We start from the raw sequence: 19,215 nt of genomic DNA, 5'->3' as shown, positions 1-19,215 counted from the left end.
TTATCCCTTCTTTCTCATGCTGCAAATAAAGAAACCATCTGTTCCGAAATAATGAGGAAGGATTTGAAGCCTTCCATCCCGAACAAAGGGTCTCACCTTTTCAGGCAGCCGCTTTTCAAGAGACAAATCGGGTTCAAAATCAGGATGTTCTTGTATAAACGCATGTATTACTTCATCATTTTCTGTCCGGTCCATTGTACACGTACTGTAGACAAGAGTGCCACCTTTTTTTACTAATGGTGCGATTTCCCTCAGGATCGACAGCTGGATTTCAGCTAGACGCGCGCTGTCGTCAGGCTTTTTCGTGTATTTCATGTCCGGCTTTCTTCTGATAACACCGAAACCTGAGCACGGAGCATCAACCAATATCCGGTCAAACTGTTCGTTTTCAAACGTTTCCCCCGCTTTTCTCGCATCCATTGTCTCCGCATGAATGATTGTCAGGCCAAGACGGTTTGCCGCTTCTTTGATCAGCTTCACTTTATGTTTGTGAAGATCAAGCGACGTAACGCTCCCCTTGTTCTTCATTAATTCTGCGATATGAGCTGACTTGCCGCCAGGCGCCGCACACGCGTCAAGCACTGTTTCATCAGGCTTAGGATCAAGGGCGCGGGCGACGAGCATGGAGCTCTCATCCTGGATGGATACTTCGCCGTTTTGGAAGAAATGAGTTCCGGCAATTGATCCCTTTAAGAGCTTCACAGCATCTTCAGCGAGATCGCCTTTTTCAACTTCGATTCCCTCAGCAGCCATTTGGTCAAGCAGCTCAGCTCTGTCTGCTTTCATTTGATTGACACGCAGCGTCTGCTTCGGCGGAATGAGGTGGATACGGCAAATCTTTTCGGCCGCGTCAAACCCATACGCATCCGCCCACTCTTTCACAAGCCATTCCGGATGGCTTGTTTCTGTCGCCAGCCTGCGTACAGGATCTTCGATGGCGTCAAAGGATGGAACACCTTCGCGCTGGATAGAACGAAGCACGCCATTGACAAAAGAAGCAATGCCTTTGTGTCCGCGGATTTTAGCAATCTCAACCGCTTCATGGATGGCTGCCCTGTCTGGAATCTTCTCTAAATACTCCATTTGATATAAGGATAGGCGAAGAAGCTGAATCACCCACGGCTTTACCTTTTGAGGCTTATTGATAAACGGTTTAAGCATATAATCAAGCGCGATCTTATTTTGTAATGTACCATAGACAAGTTCAGTCAAAAGCCCTCTGTCCTGATCACTCAGTTCATTTGATTTAATGACCGATTTCAGCAGCAGGTTGCTGTATGCCTGGTTTTGTTCTAATTTGATCAGCGCCTCAAGGGCGATGTCACGAACACTAGTTTTTTTCATTGTTTACTCCTAACACATCACCGGCTTCAACATGAGCTCCTCGCACAAAGTCTTCGCCTTTCATTCGTTTCTTGCCTGCCGGCTGGAGTTCGGTTAATAACAGAGCCGTATCGTTACCTGTGGCAACGATAATCCCTTCCTTTTCAACCGCAACGACTGTGCCGGGCTCAGCTGTTGTTGGTGCCGGTATTTTTTTCGACGCCCATACTTTCAAGTTTTGTCCGTTTAGAGTCGTATAGGCAACAGGCCATGGATTTAAGCCGCGGATCTGGTTGTAAAGCTCTTCGCCCGTTCTGGACCAGTCGAGCAGCTCTTGCTCTCTTTTGATATTAGGCGCGTACGTCGCTTTCTCTTCATCCTGCTTTTCAGGTGAAATGCTGCCGGCAATAACGTTTGGAACCGTTTCAGACAACAGCTTCGCGCCAGCAACGCTTAATTTATCGTGCAGTGTTCCGACATTGTCGGTTTCTTCAATGTCCACTTCCACTTTTGAGATCATGTCCCCGGCATCCAATTTTTCTACCATATACATAATGGTAACCCCGGTTTTTTTCTTTCCCTGCAGAATGGAATAATGGATCGGTGCCCCGCCGCGCAGTTCCGGCAAAAGAGAGGCGTGAACGTTAATGCAGCCGTATTTTGGACTGTCGAGAAGCTCTTTAGGCAAAATTTGTCCGAATGCCGCCGTTACAATCAGGTCAGGCTTTAATGCCAGCACTTTCTCAATTTCTTCTGTCAATCTGACTTTTTCCGGCTGAAGAACCGGGATGCCGTGGCGCAATGCCTCTTCCTTTACCGGAGGAGGTGTCATGACTTTTTTTCTGCCCTTCGGACGGTCCGGCTGTGTGACGACCCCCACTACTTCATATCCGTCCTCAATCAGGGTTCTTAAAACAGGAACTGAAAAATCTGGCGTTCCCATAAATACGATTCTCGTCATCAAATCATCCTTCCATATCCGCTAGTTCATCTTCTGTATAGTATTTACTTATTTTAGATGTAAACAGCACACCGTCTAAGTGGTCCATTTCATGCTGCACGGCTCTTGCTAAAAAGCCTCGCGCTTCCAGAATGAACGGTTTTCCCTGACGGTTAAACGCACGCACTTTGACATAATCGGCACGTGTGACATCACCATAGACGCCAGGAAAGCTCAAGCATCCTTCAATTCCGGTTTGCTCGCCGCTTTTTTCTAAAATTTCAGGATTAACGAGATCAATTCTCCCTCTGTCATCCCCGATGTCTACAACTGCTGCTCTTTTTAAAATGCCGATTTGCGGCGCTGCCAGTCCGACACCATCCATTTCAAGCATGGTGTCGTACATATCATCAAGCAGTTTTTTTAGCTTTTTATCAAAAACAGTCACGGTTTCCGCAGGTGTTTCCAAAACCTCCGCAGGATGTGTGACGACCTTTTTTACTGCCAATTTGTTACCCTCCAAGACGTGAGATCTTACATCATCATATAAGGATTCATATCAATTGAAATCATTACATGTTTTTGTTCAATTTCGCGTTTATAATGTTCCAGTATCTTCTTCAATAAAGCGGATAACTGGGTTTCCTGTTTGTATTTTATCACGCATTGATAGCGATATCTATCTTTGATCCTGGCTATCGGCGACGCGCTTGGTCCGAGAATTTTCGTGTCAGCTCCGCAGTTTGCTTTCAAAAAATGAGCGATCTTTTCAGCTGTAACCGCTGCTTTCGCCACTTCCTCATGAGAAACAGTCACAAGAGCCAAATAGTAGTATGGCGGATAGGATTGCTCTCTCCTGTGCGCCATTTCATGCTGATAGAACGTTTCATAATCGTGTGTTTTCGTCAGCTGGATACTGTAATGAGACGGTGTATACGTTTGAATGATGACATGGCCGGGCTTTTCATGCCTGCCTGCCCGGCCGCTGACTTGCGTTAACAGCTGAAATGTTTTTTCAGCCGATCTGAAATCAGGAATATGAAGTGTTGTATCAGCACTTAACACTCCGACAAGCGTGACATTCGGAAAATCAAGCCCTTTCGCGATCATTTGCGTTCCGAGAAGAATATCCGCTTTTCCTTCTCCGAAAGCTGACAGTAATTTTTCATGGGCGCCTTTCCGTGATGTCGTGTCAACATCCATCCGAATCACTCTCGCACTTGGCAGCACTTTTGTAAGCTCTTCCTCCACTCGCTGTGTTCCCGTTCCAAAAAAGCGGATATGCTCGCTTGCGCATTCAGGACAAGTGTGCGGAACAGGCTCTTCATGTCCGCAATAATGGCATTTCAGCCTTTGGCCGTAACGATGATACGTCATGGAAATGTCGCAGTGCGGGCATTGCGGGACATAGCCGCAATCCCTGCACATCACAAAGGAAGAATAGCCCCTCTTATTTAAAAACAGCACCGCCTGCTCACCCTTGGCAATCGTTTCTTCAAGCTTTTCCATCAATTCAACTGAAAACATCGAACGATTGCCGTTTCTAAGCTCCTCTCTCATATCGACAAGCGAAACCTCAGGCATCACCCGGTGGTTAACACGGTGCTTCAGTGAAAGAAGCTCGTATACGCCCTTTTGCGCTCTTGCATATGACTCTAATGTCGGCGTAGCACTCCCTAATACAACCGGGCAGCTGTGATGCTCAGCCCGCTTGATTGCCACCTCTTTCGCATGATAGCGCGGCATTTCTTCCTGTTTATAGGAAGACTCGTGCTCTTCATCGATGATTATCATTCCGAGATTTTCAAACGGAGCAAAAATCGCAGATCTGGCACCGACGACAAGCCGTACTTCCTTCCGGTGGATTTTACGCCACTCGTCATATTTTTCTCCTGTGGATAAACCGCTGTGCATGACTGCCACCTGGGAGCCGAAGCGGCCCTTGAAGCGGTTGACCATTTGCGGCGTCAGCGATATTTCCGGTACGAGGACGATGGCTTCTTTTCCTTTCGCTAGTACTTTTTCAATTGATTGCAGATAAATTTCCGTTTTTCCGCTTCCTGTCACGCCGTGAAGGAGGAACACTTTATGCTCATCGCTGTCCAATGTCTCGCGTATGGGCTCAAAGGCAGCCCTCTGTTCGTCTGTCAGCGGCAGGGGCTCTGTTTTTTTGAACATTTTGTCCTGATAGGGATCTCTGTAAACCTCTTCATAGCTTTCCTTCAAAAGCCCTTTTTGGATAAGGGTTTTGATGGTTGCAGAGCTCGTGTCCGTTCTTTTGCACAATTCCGCTGCAGGAATTTTCACACCTTCCGGCTCAGAGATGAGAAAGTGAAGAATCGCCTGCTGTTTTGCTGCTTGTCGGGACAATCCCTCAGCCTGCTTAGCAAGCTCTTCTTTACTCGCATTTGCCTGAATATGCCTGACCATTTTTTTATTGGTTTTTTGCGCGACTTTATACGTCACGTCAATGACCCCTTTTTGAACATGCCTTTGAATCAGTTTCAGCGTATCATGATCGGGTATATCTGAATACAGCAGCGTCTTTGTTTCAGAAAACAGCCGTTCCACTTGCGGCGGAAGATCGGCGCCGTGTACAATTTTTAATTCTTTTTCATATTTCGCCTTTAAGGCGGCAGGCAGCATTGCTTGAAGCGCCGTTATTTTAAAAGACAGCGTTTTGTCTGACAGCCATGATGACAGATCCATAAGCTCCTCTGTCAGAACAGGTGTAAGATCTAATAAATCCTCTACTTCCTTGACAGATTTTCCCGATAGGTCAGATGCTTCTTTGACTGCTGTCACAAACCCTTGAATCTTACGGGGGCCAAACGGAACAATGACCCGCATCCCCGTTTTGATCATGCCCTTCAGATGGTCTGGGATTTTATAATCAAAAGGCCTGTCTATATTTTTGGTGCTGACATCAACGATGACTTCTGCAAAATTCATGAGCGCTCTCCGGCTTGTTTTGAGAGGGCTGCGATCTCCTGAAGGATTTCAAAAGAAACATCGAGCTTAGACATAATCGGGAGTTCGCGTTTATGCCCGTCTTTGAAAAAGATTGTCACGATATTCGTATCAGCACCAAAACCGGCCCCATTTGCTTTCACATCATTTGCCACAATCAAATCAAGGTTTTTAGCGGCGAGCTTTTTACGTGCATAGTGTTCAATGTCTTGTGTTTCGGCGGCAAATCCGACCAAGATTTGCTCTTTCTTTTTCTCGCCCAATTCTTTCAAAATATCGACTGTTCTTTTCAGTTCTAAGGTCATGCCGCCGTCTTGTTTTTTCATTTTATGGTCAAATACTGTTTTCGGCGTAAAATCGGCTACCGCAGCTGTTTTAATGACTATATCGCTTGCGTCATACACAGAGAGCACAGCTTCGCGCATATCCGCAGCCGATTGAACCGGGATAAACTCAGCAAGGCCTTTAGGCTGATCAAGTGAAACAGGCCCAGAAATTAAGGTTACCCGTGCGCCGAGCTGAACAGCAGCCTCCGCTAGCGCGTAGCCCATTTTGCCCGTCGATTTATTGGTAAAAAACCGGACAGGATCAACCGCTTCCCGCGTTGGACCGGCTGTAATGACCACATGCTTGCCTTCTAAAGGAGCGGATGTTTCTTCAGCAAAATGTTTTTCGGCCAGCTTTACGATGTTTTCCGGCTCTTCCAATCTGCCTTTTCCTACGTAACCGCATGCTAAATAGCCCTCACTTGGCTCAATAAAACGATAACCGTCCTGATAAAGAACAGAAATGTTTCGTTTGACTGCCGGGTGGTCATACATATGAACGTTCATTGCCGGCGCGATCCAAACGGGAGCCGTTGCTGCCAACAATGTTGTCGTCAGCATATCATCAGCGATGCCGTTTGCCAGTTTTCCAATCACATTTGCAGTAGCCGGCGCTACGATAATCAAGTCGGCCCAGTCTGCAGCATCAATATGAGAAATAACGCTTGGATTTTGTTCTTTAAATGTATCTGTATAGACTTCGTGGCGGCTCAATGCCTGAAATGTCAGCGGTGAAACGAATCGGCAAGCGGATTCAGTCATAATCACTTTGACATTTGCTCCTGCCTGAACCAGCTTGCTCGTTAACGCACAGGCTTTATAAACAGCGATGCCTCCGCTCACGCAAAGTAACACATTTCGATTGTTAAGCAATGAATTCTCCCCCTCTGCACTTTACAAAACCGCACGGAAAAAAATAACAACCTACATGATATAGGTTGCTACTTGTGCTACTATTCGCGGTCTTCCTTTTCAAACGAAAGCAGGCCTGCATCAATTTCTTCTAAAGCTTTGCCTACATATTTGTGTGAAATCGTATGTTCAATCATTTGGTCTTTTTTGATTTGCATTTCACGTGCGCGTCTCGCAGAAACAGTCACCAGCGTATATTTTGAATCTAATTTATTCATTAAAGAATCAATTGACGGATCTAACATTGATTATTCAACCTCCAGCATTTTCTTATATCTTGGTGCAACGCGTTCACGCTTCAAATGTTCAGCAAGAACGATTGCTTTGATTTTATCGCAAGCCGTTTCGACATTATCGTTTTCAACGACATAGTCATAAGCATCCATCATTTCGATCTCAGCTTTTGCGGCTTTCATTCGATTTTCAATCAGAGCGTCTGTTTCTGTGCCTCGTGTCACGATTCTGTTTTTCAGTTCAGAAAGGCTTGGAGGCGCAAGGAAAATAAACAGGCCTTCCGGGAAAGCATTTCTCACTTGAAGAGCCCCTTGAACTTCAATTTCTAAAAAGACGTCTTTTCCATCTTGAAGCGTCTGTTCAACATAATCGACTGGCGTGCCGTAATAATTGCCGACATACTCTGCCCATTCAAGCAGCTTGTTGTCCGCAATCATTTGTTCGAATTCGTCTCTTGTTTTGAAAAAATAATCGACTCCGTTCACTTCGCCCTCTCTTGGACTTCTTGTGGTTACTGAAATCGAATATTCAAATTTTGTGTCTTCCTGCGAAAAGATCGCTTGTCGAACCGTTCCTTTACCAACTCCTGAGGGACCTGAGAGAACGATTAATAACCCTCTTTCTTTCATGCGGCAATTACCCCTGCCCTTCATCCATAATTTCTTCTTTAACAGAAAGTCTGTGTGCAACTGTCTCAGGCTGGACGGCAGATAAGATAATGTGATCACTATCCATGACGACAACTGCACGGGTTCTTCGTCCGTATGTAGCGTCAATTAGCATTCCGCGGTCTCTTGCATCCTGAATCATCCGTTTGATTGGCGCAGACTCCGGACTGACAATCGAAATCATCCGATTGGCGGAGATGATATTGCCAAATCCGATATTAATCAGTTTAATCGTCATCTTCTACGTTCCCCCTGTAAAATAGACGTCTCTAGTTTAGCCTAGTAAGACCGTCTGTAAACAATACGCACAGTCACTATTCTATATTTTGCACTTGTTCTTTTATTTTTTCAATAGAACTTTTCATTTCAACGACAAGCTTTGTGATCTGATGATCATTTGCTTTTGAGCCGATCGTATTTGCTTCCCGATTGAGCTCCTGAACAAGAAAGTCGAGTTTGCGCCCGACAGCTCCGCCACTAGCTAATATATCACGAAACTGGGCGAAGTGGCTCTTCAGCCTTGTAATCTCTTCAGTGATATCAGAGCGGTCTGCAAAAATAGCGCATTCTGTTACAAGCCGGCTCTCGTCTAATACATCTTCAGTCCATTCTTTGATTCTGGCGTACAGCCGTTCCCGGTAACGAGATACGACATCTGCAGCCAGCAATTCAGTTTCTCTCACCAGCTCTTCAAGCTGGTCAATATGCATCAGGCAGTCTTTCGCTAAGAGCAGCCCCTCTTTTTCACGCATTTCACAGAGACCTTTTACCGCTTCTTCTGCAGCATCGATGATCAACGCCTCCAGCTTGTCATTTTGCGTCTGTTCTTCATGAACCTGGACGACATGATCAAGCTTAAAGAAATCCATTACATCGGGCTCTGCAGACAATTGATACCGCTTCTTCATATCTCTCGCGGCTGCGACAAACTCATCGAGCAGCGGCCAATCAATTTCAAGCCTTTTCTCAACAAGCATATCACTGTCAACGGATACGAAAAGCTCAATTCTTCCGCGCTGAATATGCTGCAGAATGGTCTGTTTCAGCTTATCTTCAAAATATAGCAAAGGCCTTGGCAAACGAGCGTTCACTTCTTTAAATCTGTAGTTCACAGATTTAAGTTCAACGCTTACAGAGAGATCGTCTTGTGTTTTGCTTGCACTGCCGAAGCCTGTCATACTTCGTATCATTTTAAAACACCCAATTCTTCCCTGTTCTCATAATAAAAGGGCAATAGACACGCTATTACCCCTAAGATTATATCATATGAATTTATTTTTTTCTTGTTAAAAGTGACCCCGCCAGCAAAAAAGTAGGGATGGCGGACATACCGATGACGAGCATCCAGTCCCCCGGCGTGATGGCTACAGTATGGAAAATCGGCTGAAGCGGCGGATAGTAGATTACTACAAGCATCAGCAAAATGGATGACAATACCGCGCCGATTAAATACAGGTTTTGAAACGGATTTCTAGAGAAAACAGAAGTTTCGCTGCGGCAGTCAAACACGTGAATAAGCTGAGCGAGCACCAATGTGGCAAACGCGATCGTCTGGGCATAAGCTAAGTTTTCCGGATTGCGGTGGTACACAATGATAAACGCTAAAATAGTGGCAACTCCGATTAAAAATCCTCTGGAAACGACCTTCCATCCTAGCTTGCGGGCAAATACCCCTTCTTTCGGATGACGGGGCTTGCGCTTCATGACGTCTCCTTCCGGCTGATCCATGCCGAGCGCCATTGCCGGCAATCCGTCCGTCACCAAGTTGACCCACAAAATCTGAATCGGAACGAGCGGTAAAGGAAGGGCGAGCAGCATCGCAAACAGCATGACAAGGATTTCTCCGACGTTAGACGCCAGCAGGTATCTGATAAACTTCCTGATATTTTCGTAGATGTTCCTGCCTTCTTTTATCGCTGATTTAATCGTCGCAAAATTATCATCTACGAGAACAAGAGATGATGCTTCTTTGGCCACATCTGTCCCGGTAATGCCCATAGAGACTCCGATATCAGCTTGTTTAATGGCAGGAGCATCATTGACGCCGTCTCCCGTCATCGCCACAATATGCCCGTTCTCCTGATAGGCTTTTACGATTTTTAGTTTATGTTCAGGGGAAACGCGGGCAAATACATATACATCCTCCACCACATGAGAAAGCTCTTCTTGAGAAAGTTCATTCAGCATCTTGCCGTCCATGATTTTGCCGCTTTTCGGAAGGAGGCGCAAGTCTTTCGCTATCGCTTTAGCAGTTTCTACATGATCACCTGTAATCATAACGGTCTTAATTCCTGCTTCACGGCATTCTTTTATCGCCTGTCTGACTTCCGGCCGCGGGGGATCAATGATACCTGAAAGGCCAAGCATGGTCAGATCTTTTTCCGCCTGCTCCATTGACGGTGTTTCGCCTGCTTTTATCGGCCTGTAGGCGACGGCTATCGTTCTGAGCGCCTGTGATGCCAAATGTCTTAATACCGCCTCTGTTTCTGCTTTTCTTTCATTTGAAAAAAGAGCCGCTGAGCCGTCATAATAAATACGGGAAGATCGCTGCATCAGTACATCCGGTGCACCTTTTGTAATGATATAGCGCTTTCTGTCTTGATCCTCTACGATGACAGTCATCATTTTCCGTGCAGAATCAAACGGAAATTCTTCGACCACCCGGTAGTTTGATTCAACAAACTCCTTTGAAAAACCGCCTTTTCTTGCCGCGGTGAGCAGCGCTCCCTCTGTCGGATCTCCGTCAAGCACATATTCGCCGTCTCTTTTCTCAATATTGGAGTTGTTACAAAGCGCTCCGAACAGAAGCATCTGCTGAAGCGGCTTATGTTCATTGACACTGATCTCTTTTTCGTTTAGTGTGAAGCTTCCTTTCGGTTCATAGCCGGCCCCTGCCACTCTCCATGTTTTCCCCCCGGACCAAACATGTGTCACCGTCATTTTGTTTTGGGTCATTGTCCCTGTTTTATCTGAACAAATGATAGACGCACACCCAAGCGTTTCAACAGCAGGAAGCTTTCTAACAATGGATTTTTGTTTAATCATCCTCTGTACACCAAGCGAAAGCGCCACTGTCACAATCGCCGGCAGCCCCTCCGGAATAGCGGCTACCGCTAACGAGACACCTGCTAAAAACATACTGTACAGATCATGACCCTGAATAACACCGACAGCAACGACAAGTACGGTCAGAAGCAATGCAACAACAATCAAAATCTTCCCGAGCTGCTCCAGTCTTCTTTGCAGCGGGGTTGACAATGTCCCTGCTGATTCAAGCATGTCGGCAATTTTCCCCATAGCCGTATTCATTCCTGTCCCGACGACAACCCCCACACCGCTGCCGCGGGTCACAATCGTTCCCATAAATGCCATATTGGTAATATCGCCAAGTGAAACATCCGGTTTTTTCAATTTATCAGCATGCTTCACAACCGGGATAGATTCCCCGGTCAGCGCTGATTCTTCTATTTCAAGGCTTCTCGCTTCAACAATTCGAACGTCTGCGCCAATTCTGTCCCCGCTCGTAAATTTCACAATATCACCCGGCACAAGTTCCTTAGAAGGAATCTTTGTCCAGCTTCCTTCCCTGAGTGCCATGACATGCGGTGTTGAAAGCTCTTTTAAAGCCTGAAGAGATTGCTCAGCACGCCTTTCTTGAAAGAAGCCGAGTATGCCATTCACAAACACAATCGCAATAATCGCAACCGCATCTACATATTCACCAAGAAAACCTGAGATTAACGTTGCCGCCAGAAGCACAAGCACCATAAAATCTTTGAACTGCGCGAAAAACAAGAGAAGCGCTGAAGTTTTTTTCCCTTCTTGCAGCTCGTTTGGTCCATGCTTGTCAAGGCGTTTTTTTACCTCTTTTTCTGTTAATCCTTGTTTCATGGACGTATTGGTTGCCTCTAGTAAATCTGTTTGTCCCATTTCATGAAACTTCATTCCGCTCGTCCACTCCCCTGCTCTCTTATAGAGATATCACTCTATAAGCATGCTTATTCTGACTCGTCCCATTTCATGCTATAATTATCGAATGCAGGAAGAATGAGAGGGTGTATTGCATATGTCGTTTGATGGCATGTTTACATACGGAATGACACACGAACTTAACGAGAAAATAATGGGCGGACGAATTACAAAAGTCCATCAGCCATATAAGCACGATGTGATTTTCCACATCCGTGCCAAGGGAAAAAACCAAAAACTATTATTATCGGCACATCCGAGCTATTCACGGGTGCATATCACGGCACAAGCTTATGAAAATCCAAGCGAACCGCCAATGTTTTGCATGTTGCTGAGAAAGCATATCGAAGGCGGATTCATTGAGAAAATTGAACAAGCGGGCTTAGACCGCATTATGATTTTTCATATCAAAAGCCGAAACGAAATTGGCGATGAAACCGTACGAAAGCTTTATGTAGAAATTATGGGCCGTCACAGCAATATCATTTTGACTGACGCAGCAGAAAATGTGATTATCGACGGACTTAAGCATTTATCACCGTCAATGAACAGCTACCGTACAGTACTGCCCGGCCAAGATTATAAGCTTCCGCCTGCTCAGGACAAAATATCGCCTCTTGAGGCGTCAGAAGATGATATTTTGCGTCACCTCAGCTTTCAAGAAGGAAGGCTTGATAAACAAATTGTCGACCACTTTTCAGGGGTGTCTCCGCTTTTCGCCAAAGAAGCGGTTCACAGAGCAGGCCTTGCCAACAAAGTCACACTGCCAAAAGCGCTGCTGGCACTGTTTGCCGAAGTGAAAGAGCACCGTTTCATTCCCAACATTACGACTGTAAACGGAAAGGAATATTTTTATTTACTGGAGCTGACTCATCTAAAGGGCGAAGCGCGCCGTTTTGATTCATTAAGCGAACTGCTCGACCGTTTTTATTTCGGAAAAGCTGAACGAGACCGAGTCAAACAGCAGGCTCAGGATCTTGAGCGTTTTGTTGTGAACGAACGGAAGAAGAATGCCAACAAAATCAAAAAATTAGAGAAAACCCTGGAGTATTCGGAAAACGCGAAGGAATTTCAGCTTTACGGGGAGCTTTTAACCGCTAATTTATATATGCTGAAAAAAGGTGATAAACAGGCTGAGGTCATCAATTATTATGATGAAGAAAGCCCGACAATCACGATTCCTTTAAACCCGAACAAAACGCCTTCTGAAAACGCACAGGCCTATTTCACGAAATATCAGAAAGCGAAAAATTCGGTCGCAGTTGTCGAGGAGCAAATCCGGCTGGCACAGGAAGAGATCGAATATTTTGATCAGCTGATTCAGCAGCTTTCGTCCGCTTCTCCCCGGGATATCAGTGAAATCAGGGAAGAGCTTGTTGAGGGCAAATATTTGCGCCCTAAGCAGCAAAAGGGCCAGAAAAAGCAAAAACCGCACAATCCGGTGTTAGAAACATATGAATCCACCTCAGGCCTGACAATTTTAGTGGGTAAGAACAATCGTCAAAATGAATATTTAACGACCAGAGCGGCGGCTAGAGACGATATCTGGCTTCACACGAAGGACATTCCCGGCTCCCACGTTGTGATCAGAAGCAGCGAACCGGATGAGCAAACAATCATGGAAGCCGCGACAATTGCAGCTTATTTTTCAAAAGCTAAAGATTCAAGTTCAGTGCCTGTAGATTATACAAAAATCAGGCATGTCAAAAAACCAAACGGCGCGAAGCCCGGCTTCGTCACCTATGACAGCCAGCATACCGTCTTTGTCACGCCTGATGCTGATACTGTCATCAAGCTCAAAAAAAGCTGAGCCGCATAAATAAAAGCCAGAGCATTTGTATGCTCTGGCTTATTTCTTTCTTCTCATCTGATAAAGCCTGTTCACTTCAGCAACAAAATCGCCGTCAATCAGCTTATCCACGTTTTCAGCAAGCTCTTTCGTGTGCTTTGGACTGGCTCCGCTTGTAGAAACAGACACAGTGACATGCCCTCTTTTTACGATTTTCGGCATATATACATTGCCAAGCTCAGCGTCACTGACACAATTGACAAGCTGAAAAGGCGAAGCGGATTGGGCAATTTCTTTGTTCACTGCCGCATTATCCGTCGCAGCAATAATGAAGAAAGCATTGAGATAATCTTCTTTTGCAATTGTCCGTTTTTCCCATTTGATACGTCGCTCTTCTGCCATTTGCTTGATTTCCGGTTCAACATCTGGACTGACGAGCGTTATATCAGCTCCCTCAGAAATCACCGTTTTCAGCCTTCTGAGAGCGATGCTGCCGCCCCCCGCAATGACAACCTTCTTCTTTTCCAGGCTAATGTGCAGCGGAAGCATATGAACCTCCATCAAAATCAAATTGTTCCTCAGAATTTGCCGCAGTTTCTCTCACACGGTTCAAAAATGCGTTTTTCACATGAGGATGAAAACCGATATAGGAAGAGAGGTAGACGTTCGGATTATGAGCTTTTAATTTCTGAACCTCTCGTTCGATTTCATTCATCAGCATACCCGTAAAGAGCAAATATGGAACGATAAAGGTTGTTATGCCGTCATCTTTTTTAAGTTCTGAAAAAACCTCTTTGTAATTCGGGCCGCATGCTGTCAAAAAGCACGGAATGACTTCCTTCACTGGAACCATTTCCTGAAGAAGATTAGCAATTCCGGTTACGTCTCTTTTGACATCTGGATCTGAACTTCCCCTTCCGATGAGCACCACTCTGGCATTTTCATACGGAACACCTATGTCTTTCATTCGGTGATATACAGCCTTGACTACTTCTTTGTCAATCCCGATCGGCTTTCCGTATGAAATACGGACTGATGGATATCGAGATGCAACACGGACAATTTCTTCCGGAATATCATGTTTTGCATGCGCAGCTGTTAAAAGAAGCAGAGGCACCACTGCGATATGAGTGGCGCCTTGCTTCACACATGCTTCAAATCCTGTCTCAATTGTCGGCTCCTGAAGCTCTAAAAAGCTGATTTCTTGTACTGGCACAGAGATGTGGGCCTTACATCCTTCCAAAAAGGCTGCGGCTTCTTGCTGCGCTTTTTTGACCCGGCTGCCGTGGCCGACATATAAAATTGCTTGTTTCATTTTTACAACGCCTCGCTTAAATCTTGTTTTTTCAGTTCAGATTCAAACCATTCCAGCTTATAGTGATAATTTACAACATTTCCAATGACAATTAAACTCGGATTTGTAATGTTTTCTTTTATCACCGTTTCTGAAAGGGTGTCAACTGTACAAAAAACAGATTTTTGCTTGTCCGTTGTTCCCCAATGAATAAAGGCTGCCGGCGTAGAACCGTCCCGGCCATTTTCAAGGAGTTTTCTCTCAATCTGCTGCACGTTTTTGATACCCATATAGATGACAAGTGTATCAATTCCTGTAGCCAGCGCTTTCCACTTTTCCTCAAAATCTTCTTCTTTTTTATAGTGACCCGTTACAAAAGCGACATTAGAGCCCGCCTCCCGATGAGTAACAGGAATTCCGGCATAAGCGGCTGCCGCGATTCCAGACGTAATGCCGGGGATGATTTCAAACGGAATTCCATTTTCAGAGAGGCATTCCGCTTCTTCCCCTCCTCTCCCGAACACAAAAGGGTCTCCGCCTTTCAGCCTGACAACGGTTTTCCCTTTTTGCGCATACTTTACAAGAAACCGATTAATGGTTTCCTGCTTCATCGTATGAAAATCCGGAAGCTTCCCGCAGTAGATCAGGTCTGCTTGCTCTTTGGCATATTGTAAAATCTCTTTATTTACTAATCTGTCATATAAGATGACATCAGCTTTTTCAATGGCTTTCAGCGCTTTAATTGTCAGCAGATCAGGGTCACCGGGACCCGCTCCTACAATATATACTTTCCCCATCGTATTTCCCCCGATCTATTCGAGTTCTTCCAGAAGATTCGCTGTGATGATGTTCTCGCTTGCATTCCGGCATCTGAGAAGAACGCAGCAGATCATATTCAGCTCAATTTTTGTTTAACAAACTCGATCAGCTGATTTTTACACGCTTCACGGTCATGCTGTCCTGAATCAAGAACGAGCTCTGGAGCTTCCGGTTCTTCATAAGGAGAATCAATTCCTGTAAAGAACGGAATCTCGCCGTTTCTTGCTTTTTTGTAAAGCCCTTTCGGATCTCTTTGTTCACAAATATCAAGGTCGCATTTAATGTAGACTTCATTAAATTCGCCCGCTTCCACAAGCTCGCGAACCTGTTGTCTATCCTCGCGGAAAGGAGAGATAAAAGCAGTAATCACAATGGTTCCCTGCTGAACAAAAAGCTTCGCCACCTCTCCGATCCGGCGGATGTTTTCTTTTCGGTCTTCATCAGAAAAACCAAGATCCTTATTTAGGCCGTGACGGATATTATCCCCGTCCAGCACAATGACTTGGTAGCCTTGCTCAAACAATTCTCTCGCAGCGGCGTTGGCAATCGTTGATTTGCCTGAGCCGCTTAACCCTGTCAGCCAGAGAATGGAGCTTTTATGCTTGTTTTTTTGCTGGTACTCTTCTTTTGTGATAGAGGCTTCATGCCATACAATATCGCGATTTGTCACTGCCATTCCTCCTTAAGATACGCCTACTTCTTCTTTTTTCTTCATCCCTTTGATTAACACTTCTACGACTTCTTTTCGACTGAATTCAGCAGGCGGCAGCACACCGTCTCTCAGCATACCTCTTACCTTAGTGCCTGATAAAATGACGTGATGCTCTCTGCCATGAGGGCAAGTTTTCGCTGTTCCCATATTTCCGCATTTTTTACAGAAGAAGCTGTGCTCGAATTTCAGCGGTGTAATCCCGAGTTCTTCAGGTTTAAATGTGTCAAACAGCTCCTGTGCTTCGTATGTTCCGTAATAGTCACCTACACCTGCATGATCACGGCCGACGATGAAATGTGTGCAGCCGTAGTTCTTTCTGACAAGCGCGTGGAAAATTGCTTCTCTCGGGCCTGCATAACGCATCGCCGCTAAAAAGACACCAAGGAAAACGCGATCTTTCGGGTAATAATGATCAAGAAGCACTTGGTAGCTTTCCATCCGTACATCAGCTGGAATGTCATCAGATTTTGTTTCACCTACTAACGGATTCAAGAACAAGCCGTCTACTGTTTCAAGAGCCGTTTTTTGAATGTATTCATGCGCTCTGTGAACAGGGTTTCTTGTTTGGAAACCGACAATGGTTTCCCAGCCTTTTTCCGCAAACTGGCGTCTCGTTTCTGACGGTTCAAATGTAAATTCAGGGAACTGTTTTGAAGCTTTTTTAATCAACGTAATCGGTCCGCCGACATATGTATTGCCGCGGCTGAACAGCTTTTTAACACCAGGATGCTCCTGTTCATCTGTTTTGTACACATTAACAGCTTCTTTTTGTTTGTCAGGCACGTACAGGTCTTCGATTTGGATAACGCCGTATGTTTCTCCTTCATACGTTAACTTTACCGTTTCACCAAGTGACAGTTCCGCTGCTTTTTGCGCATCGACCGGAAGCGTGATCGGAAGAGACCAGACAACGCCGGAAGAAAGACGCATGTTTTCGACTACAGATACGTAATCTTTTTCATTAAAGAAACCTTCAATCGGGCTGTATGCACCGATACCGATCAATTCCAAATCCGCGAAAGAAATTAAATCAAGTTCAATTTCTTTTTGGATGCCGCTCACATCATATGATTCATCTACTCTGTTTACTAATGTTCCTCCGTGTGGTGCTAAGCTCATAATATCCATCTCCTCCTAGTTAACTTATAAAATTACTCAGATTAATGATCAGATTCCCCCGCCTTGTTCGTGGACTGAGCGTCTCTCTTTACGAATGGCCTTTGTCAGGCTGACGGCACCCCCCGCCGCTAAAAGCACACTTACCATGATAAAGATCGAATAATAATCTGCTTTTAAAAACAAGGATACAAGCAGATAAGAAATCGATAAAGATAAAAACGGCGATACGATCCATACCTTCAGCATCGTTTGAACAACTTGTTTATGGAACACGTTCGGACCGTTTTTTGCCATGCCTATTCCGATAATAGACGATGACGTGACTTGCGCCAAGGGCACCGGCATCCCAAATACAGAACTGATGATCACCAGTCCGGCTCCTGTACCGGATAAGAGAATGCCTTCCCCTTTGGAGAATCTCGTAATTTTCTTCCCGTTTGTTTCTAGCACACGCCGGCCTAATAACAGTGCGCCAAGAGCAACAAAAGCTCCTCCATACAAGGTTCCTTTTCCAACATCAAGCACACCGGCAGCTACTAACGGGCCAACAGCATTCGCCACGTTATTCATGCCGGCAGAGAATGCTTCGAAAAATCCGGCAACTAACAAAACAACGCCGAGGATTTTTTGCTTTTTAGAAGATTTTACTTCAATCTTAAAATAACGAAACAGCTTAGATACGAAATAGGTGAAGCCGAAAGCGAACAGCGGGACAAAAACCCAAAATGACACAATGATCAGAAGATTGTTCACAAACAATACTTTATAAGCCACTCCCACGCCGACAACCGCGCCGACTGTTACTTCACTTGTCGACAAAGGAATGCCGAGCAGATTAGCAGTAAAGAGCGACAGGGCAGCAGCTCCAATAATGATGCAAACAATCGTCAGTGTAATCGTCTGCTCAGGAATAATGCCGGAGCTGATTGTTTTTACAACCTCGCCTCCGCCAATGACCGCCCCGGCAAAGACACCGACTGCGCATAGGATCAAAGCGTAGGTTTTCTTTTTGATGGCTCCGGAGCCGTAAGCAACCCCCATCGAAGCTGCAGCGCCGCTTGCACCAATATTCATCGCGAAAAACAAGCTAAATAAAATAGCGGCTAATTCCATTTTGCAGCTCCTTATTCATGCAGTCCGCATTCTGTTTTCGCCATACCATTCCATCTGCCTGAGCGCAAATCCTCTGCTGTAAAAGCGGGAGCAGTGCAAGGCGCACAGCCAATACTTGGATATCCTTGGTCATGAAGCGGATTGTAGTCCAGTTCATTCCGGGATGTGTATCTCCAAATGTCTTTCCAAGTCCAATGGATAAGCGGGCAAACTTTTACTGACTTGAATTTTTCATCTTTGTTTAAGAAATTCGTATTGGCACGGCTTGGCCCTTGATCACGACGCAGGCCGGAAAGCCAGGCTGGATGTCCTGAAAGCGCCTCTCTTAAAGGAACGACCTTTCTAAGATAGCAGCACTGATTCGGCTCTCTTTCCCACAGTTTGTCACCATGTTCTTCGGCTTGTTCCTCAAGGGTGAGGTCTGGTTTTTTCAGGATGATATTAAGACCCGGATAACGCTCTTTCACTCGTTCAATTGTTTCATAGGTTTCTTTAAAATGAAGTCCTGTATCAAGAAACACAATCTCTGCGTCTTTTTTCACTTTATAAATTAAGTCAATCAGAACGATTCCCTCAATTCCGAAACTGCAGGCATAAACAAGCTGATTGCCGTAATGGCCGTATGCCCATTTTAAAACTGACAGCGCTCCTTTGTAAGGATCGTCTTCCGGAAATGTAATCGTTGGTTCTTCCCAATTATCGTACGTTAACATTTCTTCTTTCCTCCTTTCGGAGACAAACAAACAGTAGCTTTCTGCCGGTTGTCTTTTCCCAATTGTAATGTGATTCGCGGCTGCTGATATCACAGACAGCCTTTTTTCCTCTTAAAATAAAAAACTTTCAATCCGGCGGAAAGAAAGACAGGAACAGCATGTAGCCCTTATCTTTCAAAATGGAATTCATTTTGCTGGAAGTAGCACCTTACAAACTATGCAGGTTGCCGGGCTTCATAGGTCCAGTCCCTCAGCCGCTCTTGATAAGTTTTTAGATTTGTAGTAAATTTTAGCACAATTCTAACATAAGTCAA

The 19,215-nt window shown here is 45.2% G+C and carries 18 protein-coding genes and 1 riboswitch; of the genes, 1 reads left to right on the top strand and 17 read right to left on the bottom strand.

Annotated elements, in window-relative coordinates:
* The 10 genes from rsmB to QF06_RS06850 form a co-directional block, all read right to left on the bottom strand.
* Entirely contained in the window at positions 1-1,344 is a 1,344-nt protein-coding gene (gene rsmB / locus QF06_RS06895) for a 16S rRNA (cytosine(967)-C(5))-methyltransferase RsmB (protein WP_021479311.1), read from the bottom strand.
* The gene (gene fmt, locus QF06_RS06890; RefSeq protein WP_021479312.1) at positions 1,331-2,284 is read right to left on the bottom strand and encodes a methionyl-tRNA formyltransferase; all 954 of its coding nucleotides are present in this window, start codon (positions 2,282-2,284) and stop codon (positions 1,331-1,333) included. The genes rsmB and fmt overlap by 14 nt, the downstream gene beginning before the upstream one ends.
* A 4-nt stretch (positions 2,285-2,288) precedes the next feature.
* On the bottom strand, positions 2,289-2,771 hold the full coding sequence (gene def / locus QF06_RS06885) for a peptide deformylase (protein ID WP_015383630.1): 483 nt from the start codon (positions 2,769-2,771) through the stop codon (positions 2,289-2,291).
* A 26-nt stretch (positions 2,772-2,797) separates the two neighbouring features.
* On the bottom strand, positions 2,798-5,215 hold the full coding sequence (gene priA / locus QF06_RS06880; protein ID WP_041850844.1) for a primosomal protein N': 2,418 nt from the start codon (positions 5,213-5,215) through the stop codon (positions 2,798-2,800).
* Positions 5,212-6,432 carry a bifunctional phosphopantothenoylcysteine decarboxylase/phosphopantothenate--cysteine ligase CoaBC gene (gene coaBC / locus QF06_RS06875; protein WP_041850845.1) on the bottom strand — a complete coding sequence of 407 codons (1,221 nt, stop codon included), beginning with the start codon at positions 6,430-6,432 and terminating at the stop codon, positions 5,212-5,214. Before coaBC ends, priA begins: the two co-directional genes overlap by 4 nt.
* An 80-nt stretch (positions 6,433-6,512) precedes the next feature.
* Positions 6,513-6,716 (bottom strand): DNA-directed RNA polymerase subunit omega, encoded by a 204-nt coding sequence (gene rpoZ / locus QF06_RS06870; protein WP_003221520.1) that lies wholly within the window; start codon positions 6,714-6,716, stop codon positions 6,513-6,515.
* Between the two features lie 3 nt (positions 6,717-6,719).
* Entirely contained in the window at positions 6,720-7,334 is a 615-nt protein-coding gene (gene gmk, locus QF06_RS06865; RefSeq protein ID WP_003232083.1) for a guanylate kinase, read from the bottom strand.
* A 7-nt stretch (positions 7,335-7,341) separates the two neighbouring features.
* Positions 7,342-7,611, bottom strand: a complete 270-nt coding sequence (remA, locus tag QF06_RS06860; RefSeq protein WP_003154355.1) for an extracellular matrix/biofilm regulator RemA — start codon at positions 7,609-7,611, stop codon at positions 7,342-7,344.
* Between the two features lie 76 nt (positions 7,612-7,687).
* On the bottom strand, positions 7,688-8,563 hold the full coding sequence (locus tag QF06_RS06855; protein ID WP_009967215.1) for a YicC/YloC family endoribonuclease: 876 nt from the start codon (positions 8,561-8,563) through the stop codon (positions 7,688-7,690).
* A gap of 82 nt (positions 8,564-8,645) precedes the next feature.
* Positions 8,646-11,318: a calcium-translocating P-type ATPase, SERCA-type gene (locus QF06_RS06850; protein WP_015252116.1), complete on the bottom strand. Its 2,673-nt coding sequence runs from the start codon at positions 11,316-11,318 to the stop codon at positions 8,646-8,648.
* A 121-nt stretch (positions 11,319-11,439) separates the two neighbouring features.
* Between QF06_RS06850 and rqcH the strand changes: the two genes are divergently transcribed.
* The gene (gene rqcH, locus QF06_RS06845) at positions 11,440-13,152 is read left to right on the top strand and encodes a tRNA modification protein RqcH (RefSeq protein WP_021479315.1); all 1,713 of its coding nucleotides are present in this window, start codon (positions 11,440-11,442) and stop codon (positions 13,150-13,152) included.
* Between the two features lie 39 nt (positions 13,153-13,191).
* On the opposite strand, the gene sirC is transcribed toward rqcH, so the two are convergent.
* From sirC to QF06_RS06810, 7 genes are all read right to left on the bottom strand, one after another.
* Positions 13,192-13,680 carry a precorrin-2 dehydrogenase gene (gene sirC / locus QF06_RS06840; protein WP_041850846.1) on the bottom strand — a complete coding sequence of 163 codons (489 nt, stop codon included), beginning with the start codon at positions 13,678-13,680 and terminating at the stop codon, positions 13,192-13,194.
* A complete protein-coding gene (gene sirB / locus QF06_RS06835) occupies positions 13,661-14,446 on the bottom strand; it encodes a sirohydrochlorin chelatase (protein ID WP_041850847.1) in 786 nt (261 codons plus the stop codon). The genes sirC and sirB overlap by 20 nt, the downstream gene beginning before the upstream one ends.
* Positions 14,447-14,448: 2 nt before the next feature.
* Entirely contained in the window at positions 14,449-15,222 is a 774-nt protein-coding gene (gene cobA / locus QF06_RS06830) for a uroporphyrinogen-III C-methyltransferase (protein WP_015715864.1), read from the bottom strand.
* Positions 15,223-15,320: 98 nt separating this feature from the next.
* Positions 15,321-15,914: an adenylyl-sulfate kinase gene (gene cysC, locus QF06_RS06825; protein WP_015252120.1), complete on the bottom strand. Its 594-nt coding sequence runs from the start codon at positions 15,912-15,914 to the stop codon at positions 15,321-15,323.
* Positions 15,915-15,926: 12 nt separating this feature from the next.
* The gene (gene sat / locus QF06_RS06820; RefSeq protein WP_003245745.1) at positions 15,927-17,075 is read right to left on the bottom strand and encodes a sulfate adenylyltransferase; all 1,149 of its coding nucleotides are present in this window, start codon (positions 17,073-17,075) and stop codon (positions 15,927-15,929) included.
* Positions 17,076-17,123: 48 nt separating this feature from the next.
* Positions 17,124-18,188 (bottom strand): sulfate permease, encoded by a 1,065-nt coding sequence (cysP, locus tag QF06_RS06815; protein ID WP_014479750.1) that lies wholly within the window; start codon positions 18,186-18,188, stop codon positions 17,124-17,126.
* 11 nt (positions 18,189-18,199) lie between these two features.
* Positions 18,200-18,901 (bottom strand): phosphoadenylyl-sulfate reductase, encoded by a 702-nt coding sequence (locus QF06_RS06810; protein WP_003221498.1) that lies wholly within the window; start codon positions 18,899-18,901, stop codon positions 18,200-18,202.
* A gap of 164 nt (positions 18,902-19,065) precedes the next feature.
* Positions 19,066-19,171, bottom strand: a riboswitch (SAM riboswitch).
* Positions 19,172-19,215: the final 44 nt, after the last annotated feature.

Source organism: Bacillus sp. YP1 (assembly GCF_000877815.1).
Lineage (GTDB): Bacteria > Bacillota > Bacilli > Bacillales > Bacillaceae > Bacillus > Bacillus subtilis.
The sequence above is the reverse complement of the archived record's forward strand: the minus strand, read 5'-3'. Positions and strand labels throughout refer to the sequence as shown.